Source organism: Amycolatopsis pigmentata, from assembly GCF_042684065.1.
Taxonomy (GTDB): domain Bacteria; phylum Actinomycetota; class Actinomycetes; order Mycobacteriales; family Pseudonocardiaceae; genus Amycolatopsis_E; species Amycolatopsis_E pigmentata.
This window is the reverse complement of record NZ_JBHUKR010000028.1, coordinates 17,782-39,630: the sequence shown is the minus strand read 5'-3', so window position 1 is coordinate 39,630 and position 21,849 is coordinate 17,782. Positions and strand designations below refer to the sequence as shown.

General features: G+C 65.4%; 22 protein-coding genes. 14 read left to right on the top strand and 8 right to left on the bottom strand.

All coding sequences use genetic code 11. The features are described 5' to 3' along the window. Nucleotides 1-67: 67 nt before the first annotated feature. From ACFSXZ_RS39520 to ACFSXZ_RS39505, 4 genes are all read right to left on the bottom strand, one after another. A complete protein-coding gene (locus tag ACFSXZ_RS39520) occupies nt 68-916 on the bottom strand; it encodes an SAM-dependent methyltransferase (protein ID WP_378271511.1) in 849 nt (282 codons plus the stop codon). A 349-nt stretch (nt 917-1,265) separates the two neighbouring features. Beyond that, nucleotides 1,266-1,916: an NUDIX hydrolase gene (locus ACFSXZ_RS39515; protein WP_378271510.1), complete on the bottom strand. Its 651-nt coding sequence runs from the start codon at nt 1,914-1,916 to the stop codon at nt 1,266-1,268. 263 nt (nt 1,917-2,179) lie between these two features. After that, on the bottom strand, nt 2,180-3,088 hold the full coding sequence (locus tag ACFSXZ_RS39510) for a phosphotransferase family protein (RefSeq protein WP_378271508.1): 909 nt from the start codon (nt 3,086-3,088) through the stop codon (nt 2,180-2,182). Nucleotides 3,089-3,097: 9 nt separating this feature from the next. Beyond that, nucleotides 3,098-4,528 carry a helix-turn-helix domain-containing protein gene (locus ACFSXZ_RS39505; RefSeq protein WP_378271506.1) on the bottom strand — a complete coding sequence of 477 codons (1,431 nt, stop codon included), beginning with the start codon at nt 4,526-4,528 and terminating at the stop codon, nt 3,098-3,100. A 534-nt stretch (nt 4,529-5,062) separates the two neighbouring features. On the opposite strand from ACFSXZ_RS39505, the gene ACFSXZ_RS39500 reads away from it, so the two are divergent. The 10 genes from ACFSXZ_RS39500 (at nt 5,063) to ACFSXZ_RS39455 (ending at nt 12,786) form a co-directional block, all read left to right on the top strand. Continuing rightward, a complete protein-coding gene (locus ACFSXZ_RS39500) occupies nt 5,063-5,314 on the top strand; it encodes a hypothetical protein (RefSeq protein ID WP_378271504.1) in 252 nt (83 codons plus the stop codon). Nucleotides 5,315-6,128: 814 nt separating this feature from the next. Next, nucleotides 6,129-6,542 (top strand): 6-pyruvoyl trahydropterin synthase family protein, encoded by a 414-nt coding sequence (locus ACFSXZ_RS39495; RefSeq protein WP_378271502.1) that lies wholly within the window; start codon nt 6,129-6,131, stop codon nt 6,540-6,542. Continuing rightward, nucleotides 6,539-7,246 carry a 7-carboxy-7-deazaguanine synthase QueE gene (locus ACFSXZ_RS39490; RefSeq protein ID WP_378271500.1) on the top strand — a complete coding sequence of 236 codons (708 nt, stop codon included), beginning with the start codon at nt 6,539-6,541 and terminating at the stop codon, nt 7,244-7,246. Before ACFSXZ_RS39495 ends, ACFSXZ_RS39490 begins: the two co-directional genes overlap by 4 nt. Before the next feature lie 5 nt (nt 7,247-7,251). After that, a complete protein-coding gene (locus ACFSXZ_RS39485) occupies nt 7,252-7,749 on the top strand; it encodes a phosphoribosyltransferase (protein ID WP_378271499.1) in 498 nt (165 codons plus the stop codon). Then, nucleotides 7,746-8,588, top strand: coding sequence for a class I SAM-dependent methyltransferase (locus ACFSXZ_RS39480; protein ID WP_378271497.1), 843 nt, complete (start codon nt 7,746-7,748; stop codon nt 8,586-8,588). Before ACFSXZ_RS39485 ends, ACFSXZ_RS39480 begins: the two co-directional genes overlap by 4 nt. Beyond that, nucleotides 8,585-9,286, top strand: a complete 702-nt coding sequence (locus ACFSXZ_RS39475) for a hypothetical protein (protein WP_378271496.1) — start codon at nt 8,585-8,587, stop codon at nt 9,284-9,286. The genes ACFSXZ_RS39480 and ACFSXZ_RS39475 overlap by 4 nt, the downstream gene beginning before the upstream one ends. Further along, the gene (locus ACFSXZ_RS39470; protein ID WP_378271494.1) at nt 9,270-10,334 is read left to right on the top strand and encodes a radical SAM protein; all 1,065 of its coding nucleotides are present in this window, start codon (nt 9,270-9,272) and stop codon (nt 10,332-10,334) included. Before ACFSXZ_RS39475 ends, ACFSXZ_RS39470 begins: the two co-directional genes overlap by 17 nt. Next, on the top strand, nt 10,331-11,383 hold the full coding sequence (locus ACFSXZ_RS39465) for a DegT/DnrJ/EryC1/StrS family aminotransferase (protein WP_378271492.1): 1,053 nt from the start codon (nt 10,331-10,333) through the stop codon (nt 11,381-11,383). The genes ACFSXZ_RS39470 and ACFSXZ_RS39465 overlap by 4 nt, the downstream gene beginning before the upstream one ends. Then, nucleotides 11,368-12,009, top strand: a complete 642-nt coding sequence (locus tag ACFSXZ_RS39460; protein ID WP_378271491.1) for a 3'-5' exonuclease — start codon at nt 11,368-11,370, stop codon at nt 12,007-12,009. The genes ACFSXZ_RS39465 and ACFSXZ_RS39460 overlap by 16 nt, the downstream gene beginning before the upstream one ends. Before the next feature lie 39 nt (nt 12,010-12,048). After that, nucleotides 12,049-12,786, top strand: a complete 738-nt coding sequence (locus tag ACFSXZ_RS39455; RefSeq protein ID WP_378271490.1) for a dTMP kinase — start codon at nt 12,049-12,051, stop codon at nt 12,784-12,786. 8 nt (nt 12,787-12,794) lie between these two features. On the opposite strand, the gene ACFSXZ_RS39450 is transcribed toward ACFSXZ_RS39455, so the two are convergent. Further along, the gene (locus ACFSXZ_RS39450; RefSeq protein WP_378271489.1) at nt 12,795-13,325 is read right to left on the bottom strand and encodes an NUDIX hydrolase; all 531 of its coding nucleotides are present in this window, start codon (nt 13,323-13,325) and stop codon (nt 12,795-12,797) included. A 184-nt stretch (nt 13,326-13,509) separates the two neighbouring features. Between ACFSXZ_RS39450 and ACFSXZ_RS39445 the strand changes: the two genes are divergently transcribed. Continuing rightward, nucleotides 13,510-14,325, top strand: a complete 816-nt coding sequence (locus ACFSXZ_RS39445) for a methyltransferase domain-containing protein (RefSeq protein ID WP_378271487.1) — start codon at nt 13,510-13,512, stop codon at nt 14,323-14,325. A 795-nt stretch (nt 14,326-15,120) separates the two neighbouring features. On the opposite strand, the gene istB is transcribed toward ACFSXZ_RS39445, so the two are convergent. Together istB and istA are read right to left on the bottom strand one after the other, a co-directional pair. After that, on the bottom strand, nt 15,121-15,891 hold the full coding sequence (gene istB, locus ACFSXZ_RS39440; protein WP_378271486.1) for an IS21-like element helper ATPase IstB: 771 nt from the start codon (nt 15,889-15,891) through the stop codon (nt 15,121-15,123). Beyond that, nucleotides 15,888-17,606: an IS21 family transposase gene (gene istA, locus ACFSXZ_RS39435; protein WP_378271485.1), complete on the bottom strand. Its 1,719-nt coding sequence runs from the start codon at nt 17,604-17,606 to the stop codon at nt 15,888-15,890. Before istA ends, istB begins: the two co-directional genes overlap by 4 nt. Before the next feature lie 175 nt (nt 17,607-17,781). On the opposite strand from istA, the gene ACFSXZ_RS39430 reads away from it, so the two are divergent. From ACFSXZ_RS39430 to ACFSXZ_RS39420, 3 genes are all read left to right on the top strand, one after another. Next, nucleotides 17,782-18,681 (top strand): hypothetical protein, encoded by a 900-nt coding sequence (locus ACFSXZ_RS39430; protein ID WP_378271484.1) that lies wholly within the window; start codon nt 17,782-17,784, stop codon nt 18,679-18,681. Between the two features lie 58 nt (nt 18,682-18,739). Next, nucleotides 18,740-19,852: a NucA/NucB deoxyribonuclease domain-containing protein gene (locus ACFSXZ_RS39425; protein ID WP_378271482.1), complete on the top strand. Its 1,113-nt coding sequence runs from the start codon at nt 18,740-18,742 to the stop codon at nt 19,850-19,852. 86 nt (nt 19,853-19,938) lie between these two features. Next, nucleotides 19,939-20,448 carry a hypothetical protein gene (locus ACFSXZ_RS39420; RefSeq protein ID WP_378271480.1) on the top strand — a complete coding sequence of 170 codons (510 nt, stop codon included), beginning with the start codon at nt 19,939-19,941 and terminating at the stop codon, nt 20,446-20,448. Between the two features lie 39 nt (nt 20,449-20,487). On the opposite strand, the gene ACFSXZ_RS39415 is transcribed toward ACFSXZ_RS39420, so the two are convergent. Further along, the gene (locus ACFSXZ_RS39415; protein ID WP_378271478.1) at nt 20,488-21,834 is read right to left on the bottom strand and encodes a hypothetical protein; all 1,347 of its coding nucleotides are present in this window, start codon (nt 21,832-21,834) and stop codon (nt 20,488-20,490) included. Nucleotides 21,835-21,849 lie beyond the last annotated feature (15 nt).

The following is a 21,849-nucleotide window of genomic DNA, read 5'->3' as shown; positions in this document are numbered from 1 at the left end:
GCACGGGGAAACGACCCGGCGAAACCCGGGAACCGCGCCCCGTGTCGACTCCAACGAGCCGCATGATTCAGGCCGGGATGCGACCCACCGCGGCACGCATCACCCTTTTCGCGGGATCCTCGTGCACCACATACTCATCATCCGGCCCTAACAGACAGTCCGAGACATACGAGATCGCCGTCAGCTTTTCCGTATCGTCGAGCAGTTGCTCAATGTGGGGCACCGTGAACAACGTCAGCCGCTGACCCACTTCCTCGCTGTACACGTCATCGAGCGCGTTGAGCGCACTCACCACCTCGGGCCTGACGTCCTCCGGGCAATCGACCGACAACACGACGTGTGACCCCGGCGCCAAAACATCAGTGTACTGCCGCACAAGATCGTAGATGCTGTCGCCGCGGCGCAAGTGGACGAAGGACAGAACCCTCAGCATCCCCAGCCAGACCGGCTGTGTAAAGTCAATATATTGACGAAGCTCCGGATGTTCGAGGATGGTGTCCGGCTCGCGCATGTCGGCATGAATTACCAGGGCGTTGTCGTTATGCGCCAGCAGCTTCTTGTAGTCATCGACCGGGCCTCGCTCCACATCGACGAGCACAACACGCGCATCCGAAGGAACATTCTCGTGCAGGTTACCCCACACATTAGGACGACCACAGCCGATCTCGATGAACTGGTTGATCTCGTTCTCGACGGCGTGGTGGATAGCCCGGACCTGGAACTGCCTGCCGATCCGCGCAATGCGGTCGGGAAGATCGCGCATCTCGTGCGGAAATGCCGCAGCCATACGGTTCACGGCGCGCCGATCGTGCTCATTGAAACCAGGCCCACCAAGATGGATATCGCAAATCCCTGCCCATGTCGCCCGATCGGTCGTTGCACGTGGACCATACGCCTCCACGTCATTCACACCCACGGCCTTGTGCCACCTCCTCCATGATCACTATACGCAGCATAGAGGCTCGAAGTCCGCTTTCAGTGCTGGGTTCAAACCGGGGTACCCCTGAGATGAGCCGCCGCCGGCAATCCCCCGACGGATCGGCCGGTGGCGGCTCCATCGAATCGTTGCGCATGCACCGCCTTCGGTGGCGCGGCGGACGCGCCTCAGCGCAGTAGGACGAGCGGTAGCAGAAGCCACCGCACCAGGGTCTACGGTGGGCCGGACGGCGATCGCAGAATTCCAACATCCGCATCGGGGTTCCCGGCCTCACGCACGATGTTCGACGACCAGTGACTGATCCTCACAAGTCGGCAGCGTCGTCCTGTCACCAGAACAGGTGAGCGCGTTCGCCCGCACAGAAGCGACGGGCGGCGATGAACAGGCGGAGGTAGAGCTGATCGAGTTTGAGGTAGTTCGGCACAAGGTCGGCCACGGTGAGAGTTGCTTCGCTGTAGTCGAGCCCGGTCTCGGTACGGGTGACGTAGCGGGTCGGAATCGTGTCGGTCTCGCTGCCTGCGAGAGCGATGGCCTCGTCAAGCCTGATCTCGACCAAGCCGGACACTTCGGCGTCAGCGAGCGGAATCTCTTCCAGAGACACGTCCAGAGGAATCAGGTGCCAGTGTTGAAACTCGCGTTCGATGTAGTCGGATGCGAGGGTGACGGCGGTCTGCCGGAGGCCGATCGGGTGCAGGTCGCCGTAGGTGACAGGGAGACCAAGTTCCTCGTGAACCTCCCGCACTCCATCGGAGATCGCCTCGCCAGCCTGGTAGTGACCGCCGACAGTGATGTCGGCGTAGTCGGGGCGGTCGAAGGTGTACCGGCCAGGCGCCTTTTTCTGCAGGATCACACGCCGGGATGACGGGTTGATCGCGAGCGCGGAGAATGTGCGGTGCCACAAACCCTGTGCGTGAGCGGCTTTCTTGTCCTCGGTGCCGACGTGCTCGTAACGGTCATTGAAAATGTCGATCAGTTTCACGCTTGTCTCCCGAATAAGCGATACGTCCAGTGTGGAGCTTCCCGAGTATGGCTGGCATCCATCGGTGAAGTTGCGGTCGAGCTTGGCCCCGGCGCGCAAGCTATTCTGCCCGCGATCGTGGTGGACGCCCTGCGGCCCGCACAGCACCGTTCATGCCCAAATCGCGCATGATCCAGTCGATAATGGACGCCTCGTACGCCGAGGACACCATCTCGGGCGCGAGGGACGCTCTCCGTACGCGCCCCGGGCCACCGCAGTGGTGTTCAGGGAACAGCGTGCCAGACGGCGGACCGATCGTTGGTGCGCAGTGAGCGAATGCGGTGGCGCAGCTCAACGGCGGCGGCAGGCTTGGTGGGGGCGAGGCGGATGTAGGCGCCGAGGGCATGGAGTTCGGTGAGGTCTCGCAGCAGGGTCCAGCCGGGCCAGGTGAGGATGTCGTAACCGTAGGCGTTGAGGAACTGGGCACGACGCGACGCTGGCTCGTGGAAGTGGTTCGGGATACCGGTAAGCAGGTCGAGCTCGCGGGGGCCGAGGCAGGCGCCGTCCCAGTCGATGAGGAGCAGGTTGTGGTGGTCGTGGACCAGGTTTTCGGTGTGCGCGTCACCGTGGACCAGTCCGTCACCCAAGGGAAAGTCGGTGGTGCTGAAGGTGTCGATCAACTCGGTCGCGCGCTGCAGCAGCCAAGTCCGGTCGTCGTCGGTGACCGCTGGTTGGGGCCTGTTCTGGTCCAGGTCGAAGGCTTCCTGCAGCCGTTGTAGTGGTTGGTAGCGAGGCACTGGGAACGGTGGTGCGGGGAAGGAATGCAGTCGGCGGAGTGGGATCGCCAAATCGGCCAGCGAGGGCGGCGGCGTGGTGGGCCGGTGGGGCCAGAATGTGGCGACCGCACCCGCGGCGATCACTGGTTGGTCCCCGGGCATGGGCGGCAGGGCAACCGGGTCGGGTTGAGTCGCCAACCAGCGGGTAACCGCGATGCTGGTGTGGGCGCGGCGGCGACGTACGGCGGTGTCCGGTGCGAGCCGAACGACTCGCTGGTCTCGGGGCAGCAGGTACACAGCGTTGGAGCGATGGTGAAGCAGCCGAGCGTCCGTGGGATCGACTTCGGCTATGCGGCAGACGGCCTGGAGCGCATCCATGCCAGGCAAGCCATCGTCGCGGGGCTCGGTCAGGGGCATCGGCAGGAACTATGCGGTCGTGGCAAGCGCGGTGCGGATGTGCTGGCGCAGTTCGGTGACCTCCGGTTTCCGGGCGAACTGGGCGGCAATGCTGTCCAACACACGCAGTCGGGCATAGCCGCGGGTGGAGGACAGCCCGCCGATGGCGCTCACTGCGTCGTAGCCAGTGGCGACTGCTGCGTCGATGTCGCCGGCCTGGAATTGCACGGCTGCGAGGGGAGGCAGGATCATCGCGCGGCTGCGTTCGTAGGAGGCGTCGTATCCAGCGGCAGCGTGGTTCAACCGCTCGATGGCCTCGGGCGCGACCTCGGGGCGCTTCAGCGACAGCAGATACAGCGAGTGGCCCTGCTGGGCGGTGATTTCGGCATCGGTGACGAACCAGGCCCACGGCGGGGTAGTTGCGGAGTCCGCGGCGGCATAAGTCTCCTGGGCCTGTCCGATGGCGCGGCGAGTGGGCTGAGTCTCGCCCAGCGTGGCACGGCACCAGCCGAGGACCGCCGAGATATAGCCCTCGGTGATCGTGGAAACCGGGTGTTTTCGGTTGGCGGCCGTTGCTGATGCCAGCTGCACAAGTTGGAGTGCTTCTCCGGGTCGGTCGAGGTGCAATGCTTGGTGGGCCATGTCCAGGAGGACGTCGACGGTGAGGTCAGGGGCACGTGGGTGGTCTTCGGCGCGGCGAGCGGTGTCCAAGGCGTAGGTCCACAGGCGCCGTGCGGCATCGTGGTCGTCAACGTCGTAAGCGATCCAGCCAGTCATGCTGGCCAGTTCGGCTGTGGCCACCAGGAGGCGGAGCCGAACTTCCGGCGCGCAGACGGCGTCGTCGAGTTGGCGTACCTGCTGGAGTTGCGCGACCGCCGCCGCGCGGCATAGACCGCCGCCATGGGCGAAATCGGAGCGACGGAAACCGTCGGTGATCGCTTCGATGGCATCGACATCGGCAGCGGCGATGCGGCGGCGGGTAACCGGCTCGGCTTGGCTGGGCAGCAGCGTGCTGAGCCGCTCAAGTTCAGGGTGCAGTCTTGATCCCAACGTGGCGGCCGTGACGAGGGCCAGGAAGTCCCTGCGTTCCAACCAACTCACCTCCTCGGCAGCCACGCTACCGATCGCCTCGGCGGAGGCGTCGGAGGGAAAACCCAGCAGCGGGGCAGGAATGCGCAAGACGGCGGCGATCCGGGCCGCCAGCTTGACATGGGTCAGCCGCCGCTCCCCCCGCTCGACCGCGGAGACCCGGGACTGAGACAAACCGAGAAGATCAGCGAGCTGAAGTTGGGAAAGTCCGGTGTGCTCGCGCACCGCGGTGAACACGGCGCCGAAGTCGTAGCTGGCCAGGGCGGCGCGCAGGCCAGCGTCGTCGTAGAAACCGTCTGGAACGGGACGCCGGAATCCGGTAGCGCGAGCGCACCCATCGCACATGGGTGCGGTAAGGCCGACTCTCAGCACGGAGCCACAAAGCCGGCACCATGCTCCCGGACTGTTCATGGCCCGCCTTCCGCCACGGAATCGTGTCTGCCCAAAAGCACACAGTAGCGCCACCGAGCGCGTCAGTGTGCTCTGGATCACCAGGTTCTTCGATGCCGGTCGGTCGTGCCGAAGGCAGCGTTGTCAAGCCCCAGTGGGGCTAGCGCCGCTGGGGATCGAAGACCTTCGCCGAGTCGACGACGGTGGACACATGGCAAGGCTGCTATCCACCACTGACGAGAACCCGCTCGAGCCCGCCGCCCCCGCGCCCAGTGCGATGTGCGGGCCGGTTTCTCGCCCGACTGCGGCCATCACAAGCACCCGGTGGTCCGGCGCGGACCCCCGACCTGGGCCGGGCCACTGGGGTTCCACCGCTACCGCGAACGCCCGACGGCCAGCGCTGACGTTCCCAACCCGCGGTCACGAATGCCGCCAGTACCGGGCGGCGTGCGGCTTCTACGAGTGCAACCACGGACATGTCCTGCGCATCCGTGGGCTCCTTCGTAGGGACCCGCGATGAATCTTGTGGCCAGCCCGAACGCGGCCATGGCACGCAAGGCGCTCCAGGAGGCCGCTCGAGGGTCGGCCGCGTCCGAAAACGGGATGCCGCGGGATGGCAACGGCGCGCTTGCGCAGGAGGCAGGCTTGGTGCTTCAGACGCTGCATCGCCATCGCTACCCAGAGCCGATTCCCGCGTCGATTCCGCAGACCGGTGTCCACTCCCCTGACCTGGTTGCCGAGGTGGCTGTCCATGGCTCAATGTCGTGATCAGGCGGTCGGAACCAATGGTGGACCTTCCAGTCGCACCGTCGGGGGGATGGTGGTGGGGCACCAACCGGCCAGGCGGGCCCTTTTACGCGGGCCGCGCCCACGTCGTGCATCCCGATCAGCCCGCAACCGGGCTGTGCGGACTGCCGGTGGACAAGGTGTGGCGGCTGCGCCCCTCGGAGCCGCCACACCTGTGCCCAGAGTGCTGTGTCCTGGCGTTGGCCGTCTCCTACCCACCACTTCCGGCACCGCCCCCGGCTCCCACCCGGACGGTCGACACCGACTGGTCCGCATCGCCGGAGACCGAGACCGAACAGACAGCCGTAATCCCGACCGCTGGCACGGGCGACCCCTGAAAGCCACGGTCGCTCCTCGAAGGCCCCACCCTGCTGCTATCCGTCTTCGGAGTCCTCGATGACACGCCCGCCGAACACGTCCGAGACTTCGGCAGTGCCCTTACCCACCCTGCAAGCAACCGTTCTCGGCCTGACCGAGCACTGCTCCGCCGGGTCCTGGCGGGATTGCGGCAGCTGTGAACGCGGACAGAACAGGGGAACCCTCCAACCCAGTCGTGGTGTCGCCATCCACGCGACACCAACCAGTGCTTTTCACGCCCTGGCCGTCCTGCTCGCTGTCTTCGTCCTGCTGGCTGTCGCCGTCATCGTCATGGACGTCGCATCCGCTCCACGGCCAATACGGATATTCAGCGGTTTGGCTTCGCATGCTCCGCGGTCCGAGGTTCTCCCGGGCTTCAAGAAATACGGCAAATCAGTGACGCTGACGGTCCACACAGACGGGAGCTGACAGCACAACCATGAATACAAAGGAAATATCAGCCGCAGCGGAACGACGGTTCATCGGAAAGACCTTCGAGTTCAGCGCGAGCCATGAACTCTGGTTGCTTCCCGAGACGCACAAGTGCAGGCGCAACCACGGCCATAACTACGTCGTGACATTGGAGTTGGCCGCGGACCGCCTCGACGAATACGGGTTCGTCACAGACTTCGGAGACCTCGCGCCATTCGGCGACTATCTGAAGAGCAACTTCGACCATCATCGTCTCAACGACCGAGTCTCCTTCCATCCCACCTGCGAACTACTGGCCGAGCACCTTGGCCGCTGGTTCATCGCCAACGTCGAACCACGGATCCACGGCCGCCTTGTGTGGGTTCGGGTCTCCGAAACACCGTCGTCCTATGCACGGTGGGAAAGGCCGGATTCACTATGAGCGCGCTCGCTCTCCCACCTGATCGCGTCGCGGGCACCGCGATCGTCGCTGAGAGTTTCGAGTCCTTCCAGGGCGAAGGGCCGCTCACCGGCCAACGGTGTGCGTTCTGCCGGTTCTCCCGCTGCAACCTCAACTGCAGTTGGTGCGACACCAAATACACCTGGGACTGGAGCCAATATGAGCCCACCGAGGTCAGCCGCCGCGTCCCGGTGCCTGAACTGGTCGACTGGATCGCCGAACGGGCCGTCGACTTGGTGGTCATCACCGGTGGCGAACCGATGCTCCAACAGCCCGCAATGACCGCCCTCGCCGCTGGGGTCAACGATGGCGTCCGGGTACAGGTGGAGACGAACGGCACCCAGGCCCCAGTGCCCGCACTTGCCGAGCTGGTGGATCTCTGGGTCGTCAGCCCGAAGCTCGCCAACTCTGGCGTTGACTATTCCCGCCGTATCGTGCCGCACGCGCTGGACGCGTTGTGTGCCACCGGGCGGGCAGTTTTCAAGTTCGTCGTCACCGACCACGCTACCGACTTCGACGAAATCAGCCGCTTGGCCGACGACTTCGAGCTGAATCCCATCTGGGTGGTGCCCGAAGGGGACACCCGGGAGAAAGTCCTCGCCGGCATGGACGCCATCTACGACCCTGCCGTGGAGCGCGGCTGGAACTTGAGCACACGGCTTCACGTGCTTACCGGAGCAAGGTGACCACCGTGTCCGACACGACGATAGCGCTCGACCTCACCTGGACCGAACTCAAAGACCACGTTGCCACCCTGGCCGAGGGCATCCGGCAGGACGGCATTCCCCAAGTCGTCATCGGAATTCTTCGTGGCGGCATGGTGCCGGCCGTCTTGCTCGCCCACAGGCTCGGCGTCCGCGACGTTCGCGGGATCGAGGTCACCCGCACTCTCACCGATGAGCCGAATGGCGCGAAAACCGCACAGCCCCAGGTCGTGAACCCGGCTTCCTTAGGTACGTTCGGCACGGCCACTGACGTGCTGCTCGTCGATGATGTCGCAGGGTCAGGTGAAACCCTCGCCACCGCCGCCACCCTGATCACTGGCCTCGCGGCGCGTGTCCGGCGCGCTGTGGTCGTGGTCAACACCATCAACTGGGGGCGCAGTAATTCCAAGGCCCCACAACAGATTCAGGATTACATTGGCACGACCTGTGTCGGGTGGGTCCGATTCCCTTGGGAGGTTCGATGACCAGCACATCCCACGAGCTGAGCCAACTCGGTGAGGAATACCGTACTCGGCCTGGCACTCCGATGATCGGACCCTACAGCGTGCACCAGATGGATGATTTCTACGCCGCGCTGGCGCGGGGCGAAGTCAAACCGACTGGCATCATGAACTACTTGCAGCGGCTCTACATCGCGGAGCGTGTGCGCCCGGGTGACCGTGTTGTGGACGTGTGCTGCGGGAGTGGGCTTCAATTGCCGGTTCTCTACCGCTATCAGCCTGAACTGGGCGCTTACACCGGCCTGGATATCAGTGCGGACAACCTCGCGCAGGCACGGGCGCGACTCGCTGATCTGCGGAAGCAAAGTTCTTCTCGGATGTCGATCGACTTCCATGAAATCGATGTTGCGCAGCCGTGGCCGGTAACGGGCCCCTTCGATGTCGCGGTCTATACCTCAGCCCTGGAGCATCTACCCCGGGAGCGCGGGATCGCCAGCCTGCGGCACGCGGCCACAGCGCTCGCCCCGAACGGCCAGCTGTACTTGTCCACCCCGAATACGCCGGGCGACCCGCCCCGCAAACTGCAGCACAGGGTCCATGTCTACGAATGGTCGCACGCCGAGCTCACGGCGGTGCTCGACGAGGTCGGGCTGGACATCGTGACTGTGGTCGGCATCTTGCCACCGCAGACCCGGGAGGCCACCGAGGAGGCCGTGTACAAACGCTTCGGCGATGGTGGCGCGGCGCTGTACCACAGTCTCCGCGAGAACGCGCCAGATGCGTTGCTCGGGCCGGTGGTGTCCACCGCGCTCGCCGAGGACGCCAGCGAAGTGCTCTACGTCTGCGTGCGGCGCACGACATGACCGGGTCGTCGACCGCGCTGGACCCACTGTGGGTGTCGTTTGAAGGGCTGGAAGGCGTGGGCAAGACCCGCTTGACGGCACAGCTCGCGCACCGTTTGGGGCCCACCTGCTGCCTGCTGACCGAACTCACCGACGCTTCCGGTGAACAGGTTCCCGCACAGGTGATCACCGCGCTGGCAGCAGCCGGCGATCCGTTCCTACGCACCGGGTATCCGCTGACAGAGACCTTCGCTCTGCTCGCGCTCAAGGTGCGGGAGCACGAGGTGGTCGCACAAATGACGGCGCCACCCGCGCTCGTGCTCGAAGACCGCGGGATAGATAGCGTGGCCATCTACCAGGCTGCGATCCTCCTTGGCGCTGACGCGTCCGACGACGCTGTCTGGTCCCTGGCGCAAGACCTCTTCTCCACTGCAGATGGGTGGTGCCCACTGCCTGACCTGACTGTGCTCCTTCTCGACGACCTCGAGGTGTGCGGTCAGCGGTGGACGGAGCGCGAGGGCATTCCCCTCACTACAGACCAACGACACCTGGTGGAACGCGCCGACCGGCTCTATCAACGGCTCGCCCAGCACCAACCGGTCCGCTACCGAGTAATACGCCGGACTGGCCGCGCCGAAGCCGATGTCCTTGACGAACTCGAGGCGACCGTGAACTGCGCGGCCATCCAGAAGCGGAGCAGCCATGCCGAAGCCTCGTGAGGTCACGCTGCTCTGGGCTCTGCGCAGCCGGTGCAACCTGGGCTGCAAGTATTGCTACTTCGGCACGTTGGAGGAACACCGCGAGGCGCCCCCGGCTCAGCCCGGCCAGCTCTCGCACCTTTCCCAGGACGATCTGCCCCTGACCGATATCACCCGGTTTCTCTCGACCATCGGCGACTCGGGCGTGAAGCGGGTCTTCATCGCCGGAGGCGAGCCGTTGAACTGGTCGCCGATCTCCGCGGTCATCGAGACACTGACCAGCGCGGGTATCGAGGTGACGGTATGCACCAACGGCATCCCGCTCAACCGACCCACGGTGCGGAAGATGCTCATCGGCGCCGGCGTGCACGGAGTGTCGGTGTCGCTGGACTCGGCCGACCCGACTCTCAACGACCGATACCGCCCAGCACACAAGCGGAACGATGGCTGGAGCACCGTAGTATCCGGGATCCAAGCTCTGCTGGCCGACCGCTCCGATCAGCCGGATTCCCCCGCGACGCCGAAGGTCGGCCTGTACTGCGTGCTGACGCGCCTGACGCTTCCCGGCCTGCCCGACACCGCCCGCTTCGCCGCCGAACTCGGGTTGGACTACTTCGTCGCCCAGCCGATCGCGTTGGACCGCGGTCACGCGCTGCACGAGGCGCTCGTCCTGCGAGAGCAGGACCTCGACACACTGGCCAGGGTTTTCGCGGAGGTGTACGAGGCGAACCTGGGCCTGCACTTGCCCAGCCCTCGTTATCCCGAACGGATTGCTTCGACAGTGAAGCACGAACTGCAGATGATGCACAGCTGTTTTGGCGGGCATCAGCTCGCCTTCATCGAGCCGGACGGCAGCGTGTGGGACTGCCCGTCCAGCCACAAGATCGCCGCGATCGCCCGCGCTGGCACTCGGCGCAGCATCACCACCCGTACAGCTGCCGAGCTTTTCCCCGCACGTGTCCCCAGCAGCGGCTGCGACTGCCCACTGTTCTCCGGCGACTGTGTAAACATGCTGCCGCTGATGGAGGACTTCGACCGGTTCCTGGCCACCTCCGGAGGCAACCGATGATTTCCAGCCCCGCGCAGTCCGACGTTGAAGTCAACGCCTACGAACGAGACCTCGCCGACCACCTCGGCGTCGCCCACGTCGTCGCGGTGTCCAGCGGCACTGCGGCCCTGCACACCGCCCTGTATGCCGTGGGAGTACGCCCCGGTGACGAAGTCCTGGTCCCAGCCCTGGCGGTGGTGATGTCGGCCGCCCCGGTCCGCCACCTGGGAGCACAGCCAGTCTTCGTCGACTGCAACGCCGAGGGCACCGACTTCGACTACCGCGATCTGGAAGCCAAGGTGACCGATCGGGTCAGGGCGGTACTTCCGGTTCACCTGTGGGGCCGCGCCGGCGACACCGCCCGGATGCGCAGCTTTGCTGAGCAGCACGACATCGCCGTCGTTGCCGACTGCTGCCAAGCTCTGGGAACCACTGTCGATGGAATTCAAGTTGGTACCGAAGCCACGATCGGGTGCTACTCCACTCACAAAATGAAGCTTCTATCCACCGACGAAGGCGGCTTCCTCACCACGAATGACGACGAGTGCGCCGCACGAGGCCGCGCTTACCGCTCGCACTGGCAGACCCCGCCCGAGAATGAGCTACCGCTGTCCCGCATCGCGCACAACTTCCGGCTTGCCGGCCCCCTGGCCGCGATTGGGCGTCGAGAACTCCCTCGCCTCGAAAAGCTGGTCCAGCAGCGTCTCGACCGGGCCAGCATGCTGGCCCGCCTGTTGTCCGATCTGCCCCAGGTTCTGCCCGCTCATGTCCCCACCGGACAACGCTGGAACCACTACTCGCCGCTGCTCCACCTACATCTGGACCGGCCACGCGCGTTCTGCGAACACCTGGCTCAGCAGGGTGTCCCCAACAGCACGGGCACCTTCCGGCTTATCCCGCTTGACCAGCGGCCCGTTTTCACCCGCGACACACGACCACGCTGTCACGCCGCAGCCGAGTTCCTGGACGGCATACTGGCTGTCGTCCTCACAAGGCATGACGACCAGCAGCGGATCCGCGAATACGCCGAGACGATCGCGCGGGAGGTGACCCGATGGGCCAGCAACTGATCAATGCCCTGCAACACGTCACCCCGGTCGTGATCGACTTCGAATACACCACTCCAGCCGGCGCCCCGCCCGGCCCGATCGAGGTCGCGGTTCAGGCGCTTCGCGCACGCAACGGGAAGCTGGAACGCGCCGCCAAATGGGAGGCGCTGATGCGCCCGCCCGCGAGCGCGCCCCTCACGACCTTCGACACCGCACAGACCGGCATCACACCACAGATGCTGGCCGACCAGCCGCCCGCCAGCGAGGTGCTTGCCGAGCTTGACCGCCGCTTCACCGCCGGCCCCTACCTGCTTGTCGCCCACCACGCCCCAGCTGAAGCCAAGATCCTGTCCGCGTATCGGGAGCACTGCCCGAACCTCGCCCGGATTGACTTCATCGACACCGTGCGGCTGGCTCGGGACCTCTACCCCGAACTGCGCAAGCACGGGCTGGATGACTTGATTCGGCACCTGGCTATCCCGATGCCACCCAATCGGCACCGGGCGATGGCCGACGTACTGCTCACCACGGAGCTGTTCATCCTCATGGTCACCGATAGCGGCTGGAGCGATCTGCGCCAGCTTCGCCGCCTGGCCGGGCTCGCCGCCGACGCCGCCCAGCCCGAACAGACCTCCCTATTCGGCTGAACCACGTAGGCACCGTTCTCACCGGCGCGAGGGGACTCCATGCCCGACAGCAAGGTTGAAAGCACTGCAGCCCGCGGCCGGCTCGTGTCGATCGAAGGTCTCAACGGCGTCGGCAAGACCTACCTGACCACCCGCTTTATCAAAGCCGCCGCCGACCGCGGCGAACCACTGCCCCAGGTAACCGAGGCGTTCTCAAACCGCGCCAACGCCGACACCGACCTCGGCCGCCGGCTCTTGCGCACCCTGATCTCCGCATCCGGCGGCGAGCGGTTCCTCCGCGCCGGGTACCCGCGATCGGAGACGCTGCTCCTGCTTGCGATCAAGATGCACGACTACGAAGCCGCGTGGCCCGCACTACGAGCCGGACGAACGGTCATCGAAGGGCGCAGCATTCACTCCACCGCGGTCTACCAGTCGCTGATCATGAACCCGGACGATGATGACGCCGCATTTGTCCGCGCTGGCCAGATCCTCGACTGCGCCGCCCGCTGGCGTCCGCTGCCAGATCTCACGATCGTGCTCACCGATGACGTCGACGCGGCTGTCGGCCGCGCCGAAGCCCGCAACGGCGCCGCGTTCACCGCCGAGCAATGGAACCTGCACCGTCGCGCCGCACCATTGTTCGAGCGGCTGGCCACGGCTGATCCCGAACGCGTGCGACTGCTCGACCGCCGCGAGCACGACGCCGACGCTCTGGTCGACATCATCGCCACTTGGATCCCGCGCGCTCCGACGCGACCATTCCACGGCTTCATGCCGCCCGCGGTGCTTCCATGAGTCGTCCTTCAGTCCAGCCCGCTGTCGGCCAGTACGCGCAGCAGGCCCATCTCATCACCGTCGGCGGCCGCGATGGACCCCATGATCGGGAACAGAGCCCGCGCCAGCAACCGAGTGTCGTCGAACATCTTCAGGCCACCCAGCTCGTCCTCAGAGAACCACGCGAACGGGTGCACCGGCTCGCTGACAGGAGTCGGCGAGTCAGCGATCGCCACGTACTGGTGATCGACGTGGACATGCGGCTCCGCCAGGTGATTGTCTTCTGGAACCATCACCTCGGTAATCCACCACGGCGACGCCACCCGTTCGTGTGGATACCCGGACGGCAGTGCCGGCGTCGGGCACGCCAACAACCGCACCCGCAATCCGGACTCTTCCTCCGTCTCACGCAACGCGGCCTCGGCCTGTGTCTCGTCGTCCTCAACGTGACCACCAACAATCATGTGCCTACCCAGGCGCGGCTGCGCGACAAGCCCAAGCCGCCATCGGTCCGGGAACTGGTGAAACACAAAGGTCGAGGCCGTGGCGTGCTTGATCATCGAGGCGGCTCCGTCGTCATGGCTGGCTACTGGACGCCGATGAGGGTGCCAGACCGGCCGGAACGAGCCCCAGCGCCTCGCCGGAACCAGCCCAGTCGACTCCAGCGGGGAGAAGCCATCCGTGACTACCGACTCGCTTCACCCGAAGCGGGCAAAACGATGTGCGGCCGGATGCAGTGCTGAGGTGACCGACACGGCCCACCTGCCCACCGCTGCGCTCGAGGGCTACCTGCGCAACGCCCTATTGCCAAGCCATCGCCAGCAAGTTCGTACCCACCTCGACGCGTGTAAGGCTTGCTGGACGGCCTGGAACAGGCACCGCTGGGACGCCGCATCCACCGACCCGCTCTATTCGCAGCTCGCCGAATTCCTCGGTGCCGATTTCCAGCCCTACTTCGACTCCTCCCAAGCTTTGGCCAGAGAGTGGGCCACAGCCAATCCGCGCACCGAGCACGAGACCGCGCAGTTCTTCCGCACCAGCACCAGTTACCTCTACAACCTCACGATCTGGCAAGCCAGCGGCAACCGGCCCGCCTATGTCCCCCTCGCGCTGCCGACGCTCATCCGCCGCGGCTCCAGGACGATACTCGACTACGGGTGTGGCATTGGGAACGACAGCATTCCCTTGAGACAGAGCGGTTTCGACGTCGTTGGTTGTGACTTCCACTCGCCATCCACGGCTTTCCTGCGCTGGCGTAGCGACGGAACGATCCCCGTGATCGAGCCCAACGAACTCGATACGCTGGCCGCACCGGACACGCTGTGGATCATCGACACCCTCGACCACGTCGTGGACATCGATACCTCACTCCGCACGGTCCTGGCGGTAGTCGATCTCGTGGTCACAGAGAACCTCACGGCCAACCGCGGACACGGCCGCCAGGGATTCCACATCCGCCGCCCATTCACAGAGCTCACGGCACTGTTCGCCAGGTTTGGACTGAGACCAAATAGCACATCGAAGAACGATCCCGTCATGTTCTGGACCAGGGTCCGCTGAGCTTCTCTGCACCGCTGGCGGTACCGCTTACGTAGACCCACTCGACCACAGCGTGGGCGGCAACTCGCGGTGTCCCGGAGTGTTCCGTGTGTCGTCGACGGCGAGCGGAATGCGACACTACATGCTGTGCGTTTCGCATACTGGCTCGGTTTCGTGGCCCTGATCTGCGGGGGTGTGGCCGCATGGCTGGCGTTCGCCACGGTAGCGCCTGACGGCCCGCCGGTGCGCGGACTCGAGAGTTGCGGGACCGCGTTGGCCCGATCGGCCGAACTGGACCGGCTGCTCGCGGGAACCCGGTCGGGAGCTGGTTCACAGTTTCTGTCAGCGGACACTTACGCAGCAGTGCAGCGGTGTGAAAACGCCCGTGTACGTAACCGGGTCTTGTCGGCCGGGAGCGCGGTAGCCGGTGTCGGGTTGTTGTTCTTGGCGCTGAGAGCCAGCCGACCTCGGCAAACTGGCGAACGTCCAGGTCCGCCCCTCACATAACCGTCGAATGACGCCAGCTTTATGACCAAAGCCTGCTCGGCACGTAAACAGCCGAGCGGGTGATGACGATGTCGAGCAACGGTTACGGTGCGCTTTCTCGCGGCGACCAATTGCGGCTGTTCGGGCGGTACGTACCGTCCTCCCCTAACACGAACCGGTGAATATCCGTAAAGTCCGACCTCGGCCGCACCGGGGGGTGCGGCTTGTCATGCCGCATAGATGGGGAATTGGGGAAATGTGTGAACGCTCACGTTATTCCCGGGGCCTGCGCTCATGTTATTCCGCAGGTGGTGGGGTCCTGGTGATGTTCTACTCGGTGGTCTGTTTCTTGTCGCGTGCGACACTCCGGGGTCGTTTGTTGGGTCGGTAGCTGGGGCCGTTCATGAACACTTGGTGGCTGTTGTTGATCAGTCGGTCGAGTAGTGACTCGGCCACGACGGCGTTGGGGAACAAGGGATACCAGTCGACTGGGGAGCGGTTGCTGGTGAGCACGAGCGAGCGTCCGGTCCGTTCGTTGATCAGTTCGTAGAGGTCGTCGGCTTGTCGTGCGGTGAGTTCGCGCATGCCGAAGTCGTCGAGGATCAGGACGGCTGGTCGGGCGAGCTCGCGTAGTCGTCGGCTCCAGGTGCCGTCGGCGTGTCCGCCGGCGAGGTCGGCTAAGACCCGGCTGGTTTTGGTGAAGCGGACGTCAGCGCCATGCCGGATTGCCAAGTGCCCCAACGCTTGCGCGATGTGGGTCTTGCCGACGCCGACCGGCCCGTAGAGGATCACCGACTCGCCGGCGTGCAGCCAGCGCAGCGCGGCGAGGTCGCGGATCTGGGCGGCGGGCAGTTTGGGGCTGGCGTGGAAGTCGAACTCCTCCAGCGTGGTTTGCTCGTCGAAGTGCGCGCGGCGTAGCCGTCGGCCCATCGCGGTGAGCTCCCGGCGACCGATCTCGTCATGGCAGAGGGTTTGCAGGAACTCCAGATGCCCGAGTTCCCCGCCGTGGGCCTGGGCGAGGCGGGCGTCGAGAGTGTCGAGCATCCCGGAAAGCTTCAACGCGCGCAGAGCGTCACGCAGCGCGGTGTCGACGATGGTCATGATGCTTCCTCACTGGTGTCTGTGCTGGTGGTGGCGGGGCCGGCCCCGAGGGCGGCGGGCTGGCCGGGCTCGGTAGGGGCAGGGGTGCCGCGATCGCCGTGCTCGTCATGGACATCGGGTTCGTGATCGGCGCTCACGGTGGCGTGGTCCGTGGCGGGCGCAGGGGCCGGGGTGGGCAGGGCCACGACGTTCGCGAACAGCTGCGAAGGACCATGCAGATGCGCCGCAGCCCCTCCGTCGCCGGTCGAGGGCGGTGGCGGGTCCGCCTCGGTGCCGGCGGCCAGGATCCCTTTCACCGTGCGGTAAGTCGGGTCACCGACCTCGACCGCCCGCGCGCAGGCCTTCTCCAGGCGGGCCGCGCCGTGCTTGCCGGCCAGGCCGAGAACACCCTGGGCGGCGCGGAGCCGGAACAGGGCGTTGACCTCGAGCAGCCCGCCGATCAGCGCGACGCAGGCCGGACCGATGTCGGCGGCCTGGCTGCGGCACCAGGTCGGTGTCCGCATCGCGAACGCGATCTTCTCCGGTGGATAGTGCGACAGGTCGGTGGACTTCCCGGCCGGTCGCCGGCCGTGGGTGGCGATCAACTCGCCGTTGTCGAAGATCTGCACCACGGTCGGGGTCTCGCGGGCGTCGACCCGACGGCCGATGTGTCGCCACGGCACCGAATACAGCGACTTGCCCACCCGGACGTGGATGTCCGGGCCGATCGTGCCCCTCGACCATACCGCGAGCACGAAACGGTTGCGGGGCAAGAGCTTCAGTTCGCTGGCTTCGACCGCGTCGAACACCGAGAGCGGGGCTGCGCCGCCCAGCGGCCTGCATTGACGCTGCCCGGCGACCTCCCGGCACCAGAGCACGGCTTGTTCCTGCATGTGTTGCAGGGACACGAATTCCCGGCCGCGCCAGAACGAGTCCCGAACATAGGGCATCGGTCGTTCCACCCGCGGCTTGTCTTTCGGCTTCGCTGCTCGCGCCGGATCCACCAGAGTGCCGTAGTGCTCGGCGAGTTCGGCATACGAGCGGTTGATCTTCGGGTCATACAAGTCTGGTTTGTCCACCCCGGTCTTCAAGTTGTCCGGCACCAGCCGGGCCGGCACCCCACCGAAGAAGTCGAACGCCGCCACGTGGCACTCGGTCCACGCCCGCTGGTCCATGGCCAGCACCGGCCGCACGAACATGTGCCGGCTGGCTGGCAGCACCATCACGAACGCCCACACCCGCCGCTTCTTCCCGGACCGCGGGTCGACCCAGGCACCGAGATGCCCGTAGTCGATCTGTGCCTCCGATCCCGGAACCGGATCGTCCATCAGCACGGTGACCCGGTCCCGGCGGACGTCCTCGGGCAGGTTCGCCGCGACCCACCGCTTCAACGACGCCAGACTGGCCCGCAACTCCCGTTCGTCGCGCAGTCGCTGCCAGATCGTGGCCTGGGTGACGCCGGCCTTGAGCATGCCGGCGATGTAGTCCCGGTGGGCCTCGATCTGCGGCCAGGTGGTCTGTCGCAGCCGCGTGTCGGTCACCTGCGGGAACCACTTGCCGCACAACTCGGCCCAGTCCGCGATGCTCATCGTCGGCCCACCCGGGGCAAGTCCGGCCTCGATCGCCGGGGTCACATACTTCTTGATCGTCTTACGGTCCACACCCAGACTGGTCGCGATCTCGCTCTGTGAACGACCCGCATACCAGTGAACCAAAATCTCGGTCACATCAGTCACGTCAAACGTTCTCCTCGCCAATCCCACTCCCCGGCCACCTGATGTGAACCGGTGAAGCTTGCTCCTGCGCGAGGACCCAACCGCCGGCGACACGCTCACCCTCCCGGTGGGGAATTACGTGAGCGACACCCTGCGGAATTACATGAGCGACAACCCCTCAGACCTGCGGAATTTCATGAGCGCTGACAGGGAAATGCGAAGACAACCACGGGTACTTGCTGTGCTCTGCGCCCTGGCGGTGGCGTTGACGATGATGCCCGCGACAGCGACGGCGGCCGGCGCGAGTGCATGCCAACGGGAACCGCGGGACGCGGTAGCCCAACTGTGCGCGGACCAGAACGAGCGCATGTACGGACTGTTCGTGACCTTCATCTACCCGGATGTCACCTACGGTGGCTTGGCACCCACCGTCGGTAGAGCCGACTTCTACAACGAGACGCGTTTCTACACCGACGACGCCATGACCAAGTCGTTTGCCATTGGTCTGGACATGCGCTACATCGGCAGCGAGACCGACTTCCAGCCGTACTGGGTGGACTACACCAATGGCGCCACCTACAAGCCCATCGGTAGCTACACCATGGTGTCGGACAAGAAGAACCACACCTTCATGGCCATCCCGACATGCAGCAACTGCACCACCTGGGACATCTACTACGACTTCGCGAAAGTAGCCACTACCGGCGCACAGCCAGACCCGGACTCCTTCCATCTCATCACCGGCTGGGACCTGACCGACATCCCGGGTGAGGTCGGGTTGACCGCGACCAGCAACCGAGTCCGGTTCCTCGACGGCAACAACCAGTTCCGGCAGTTCAAGACCACCGATACCTCCACCCGGGTCCCCCAGGGCAACTGCGCGCCCGGCGCCGACCCGGTCTACTGCTGGCGCTGGGACACCAGCACCAGCGCCAATGACAACTACCTGGTCTCCTGGAACACCACCAAGCCGATCGTCCGGCCCTCCGGCACCCCACTCGCGCAGCGCGACGCAGCGGCAACCGCGGATACCGAAGTCGACGCCCTCGTGGCGCGCGCGCAGCAGCTGGTCAACCAGCGCTACGCCCACCGGTAACCGATCACCACAGCAGTTCGCCCACTCTTTTCGGTCCCCACTGAGAAAGACGCTCACCATGACCTCTGCGCTCAAACGCGCCCTGCTCCTGGCCGTGCTGCCCATCACCCTGACGGCAACCCAGGTCCCCGCATCCGCCGCCCCCGCCCAGGCCGGGACCGTGCTGGCCACCCTGGACGAACGCCAAGATCTCCGCCAGGAATGCCAGCAGCACCCCGAGGCCGAACAAGCCCAGGGCTGGATCAAAAGCCGCTTCGAAAGCTGTCACCGCACCCACCAAAGCCTCGTGGTGGTCCGCAAAGGCACCCTCGAACGCATCGGAACCCTCGCCTTCGACGAATGGATCCTCGGGTTCGCCTACGACGGCGACCGCCGCGTCGACTACGTCGCCAGCATCGAAAACATCGTCGTCTCCCGAGAAGCACCCGACGCCGACCCCACCACCTGGTCCCTCGAAATGAGACTCTCCGCGGCGACCGTCAACAGCGCCGGCACGATCACCAACCCGAACCAGACCCGCAGCGACTTGCTCGGCGCCTGGGACACCAAACCCCAATGGGTGGTCACCTACACCTCTCCAGAACAGGGAGCCACCGACCCCTACGGCATCGTCAACGGCAACGTCCTGGTCAACCTCGCCGCGTTCGGCCCCAACACCGATCCGTGGCAGGACCCTCTCACCCGGTATTCCAACATCCGGTTCGACTCCGCCGGCGCCGTCGCCGGCAAAGCCCGCGGCACGGTCTTCACCCAGGCCAAGGTCGTGGTCCCGTTCAGCCTCAGCTCACCCACCTACCCGCAAAGCGCCCGCCACTACAGCGACGCTCTGACCAACCCCGTCACCACCTTCCCCTCCACCCTCGGTAAGAACGTGCCTGGGGCGACCACTCCACTGCACCGCACGCTCAACACAGCCACACAGGACGCCAACAACGCCGCAGCCCGCAAAACCTGCGACGACGTCTGGGGCCCCTACGACGGCACCCTGCTCAACTGCGACGAGTACCCCTTCGCCTCCACACAAGAAGGCGCCGCCAAAGGCGACGGCAACTACTCCGCCCGCCTGATCGACGCCGGCGACAACCAAGCTGCTGGCCGCTGGCTCAACAGCAACTACACCCTAAACCGGATCCTCGACGGCGACGCCTTCTACATCGCCATCACCCCCTGACCCCCAGACCGGCAGAGCGGAGAGCCCGACACGGAAGCATTTGACGCCGACGGGCTCTCCGCCCCAGGCTGAGAGACAATCAGCGCATGACCGCCCTGCCAAACGCCATCACGGTCAAGGCCGACCGCAAACTGATCGGCATCTACGGCGAACAGGTCGATGTCTTCGCCCAAGACTTCGCCGCCATGTCCCGCGACGGCATCCTCACCGGCAACGACTACGAGTGCTACCTCCACACCGCACAAGACCTCGCCGCGATCACCCTCCACTTCACCACGCCGCCGGAGGAAACTCAGGTGGACGACCTCGGCACCGCGACACTCGAGTTCCCCACCGGAGCGATCGTCATCAGCGAAATCACCGCAGGAGCCCACGGCCCCTTCACCCTGCCCGACGGTCCCGGCATCTACCAACTCCACATCTTCGGCGCCAAAAGCACCCGTCAGGAAACCGCCGACCGCGTAGACACCATCATCAGAGAAAACCCCACCGTGGACGCCATCAGGGCCGCACTCGAACCCTTAGACGGCCGCGAGCAATACTGGATCAACCTCCGGCGCACCGGAGATAGCACCGACGACGAAGAAGACGACTAGAACTTGGCGTGCCCGAACGGTTGATACCACCGCTCATGGTCAGCGTCCAATCAAGGCGTCATGAATATGATCATCGAGCTCGACCATGAAGTCTTCGGTGCGCCATGGCCGAAGGTGGTGTCGAGCCAGGCGAATCCGCTGGGCGGGCACCCGGCCCCCCGTGGCCGCGGTGATGTCGATGGCCTCATGCAGGAGGTCGACGCAGGCGGCTGGGTCACCGAGGCGCAGCCGCGCGAGAGCCAGATCGGTGCTGACGATCCCCCGCTGAACGGCGTCTCGCGACAACCGTAAAGCGGAAACCGATCGGTCAAGGCTGTCATGCGCGTGGGCCGCGTCGCCCGCGTGGAGGGCGCACAAGCCATCGAATCCGTTCAGCCGATCACCGTCGAATCCGCCGTGCGGGTCGTCGACGGTCAACTGGTCGACGGTCTTCCACGCTCGATCCAGCGCAGTAGCAGCCTCGCTGGCTTGGCCAGCCCGAGCACAGATTTCAGCGTGCACTGCGTGGGCACGGGCTCGAATCGCGTAGCTGGAACCGCGGTGCGCGTCGACGGTCGCCGCACGGGCGATTTCCCGCGCCGCTTCCAGATCATTAGTCGCGTGCAGGGTCACCATGGTGTGGCTCGTTCGCACGGCGGCCCGATGGCTCCGGTCCGTGAGCTGCCCGGCGGCCCCGGTCGCATCGGCGTAGAACGCCGTCGCCACCTCGTCGTCGCGGGTCTCGAAGGCTAGGCGGCCTGCGAGCGAATAGGCCGCCGTGGCGAGCAGTATCAGCTCATTCCGCGAGCCGATCTGGTCGAGCTCCAGGAGCTGCCGACAGGACTCGACGATGGGCGCGAGCTGGAGCTGAAGGCGAACGAATGGCGTCACGCCGACTTGCGCCTTGATCGTTTTGACCGAATCATGCAACCGGCCGATCACATCGTGGTCGAGCTTTGAGGGGTCGCGTGGAACCGCCACAAGGCTCAACTGTGTCGACGGCGAGGGCAGCATGAGGGACTCGCCCTCATCGCTTCGCGCACTGTGGATGACCAAGTCGACGAGCTGGTGCACCCGATGAGGCGAGGTTCCGAAATGACGAAGCGCGTCCAGCAGGGCCTCGAAATCGGAGCCAGGGCCAAGAGCCAGGCCTCCAGATGGTGTTCGTGCGTACAAGTGCGCCAGCAGAAACTGGTAACGCTCGCCAGGGCTGGTTCGGTCAGAGACACTTTCCCACCGGGCGACGGTCCGCTGGATACTGGCGACCTTCCTGTCCATCAAAGGGGCCACCGCGAGCTGGCGCGCGGTGTCACGAAGCGCTCGGGCCAAATCAGTCCAGGACCAACCACGTGCCTCGCGCAGCTGGCGCAACAAGTGAGCACCTGCCGCCCGATCGGTCGTGATCACAATATCTAGTACACC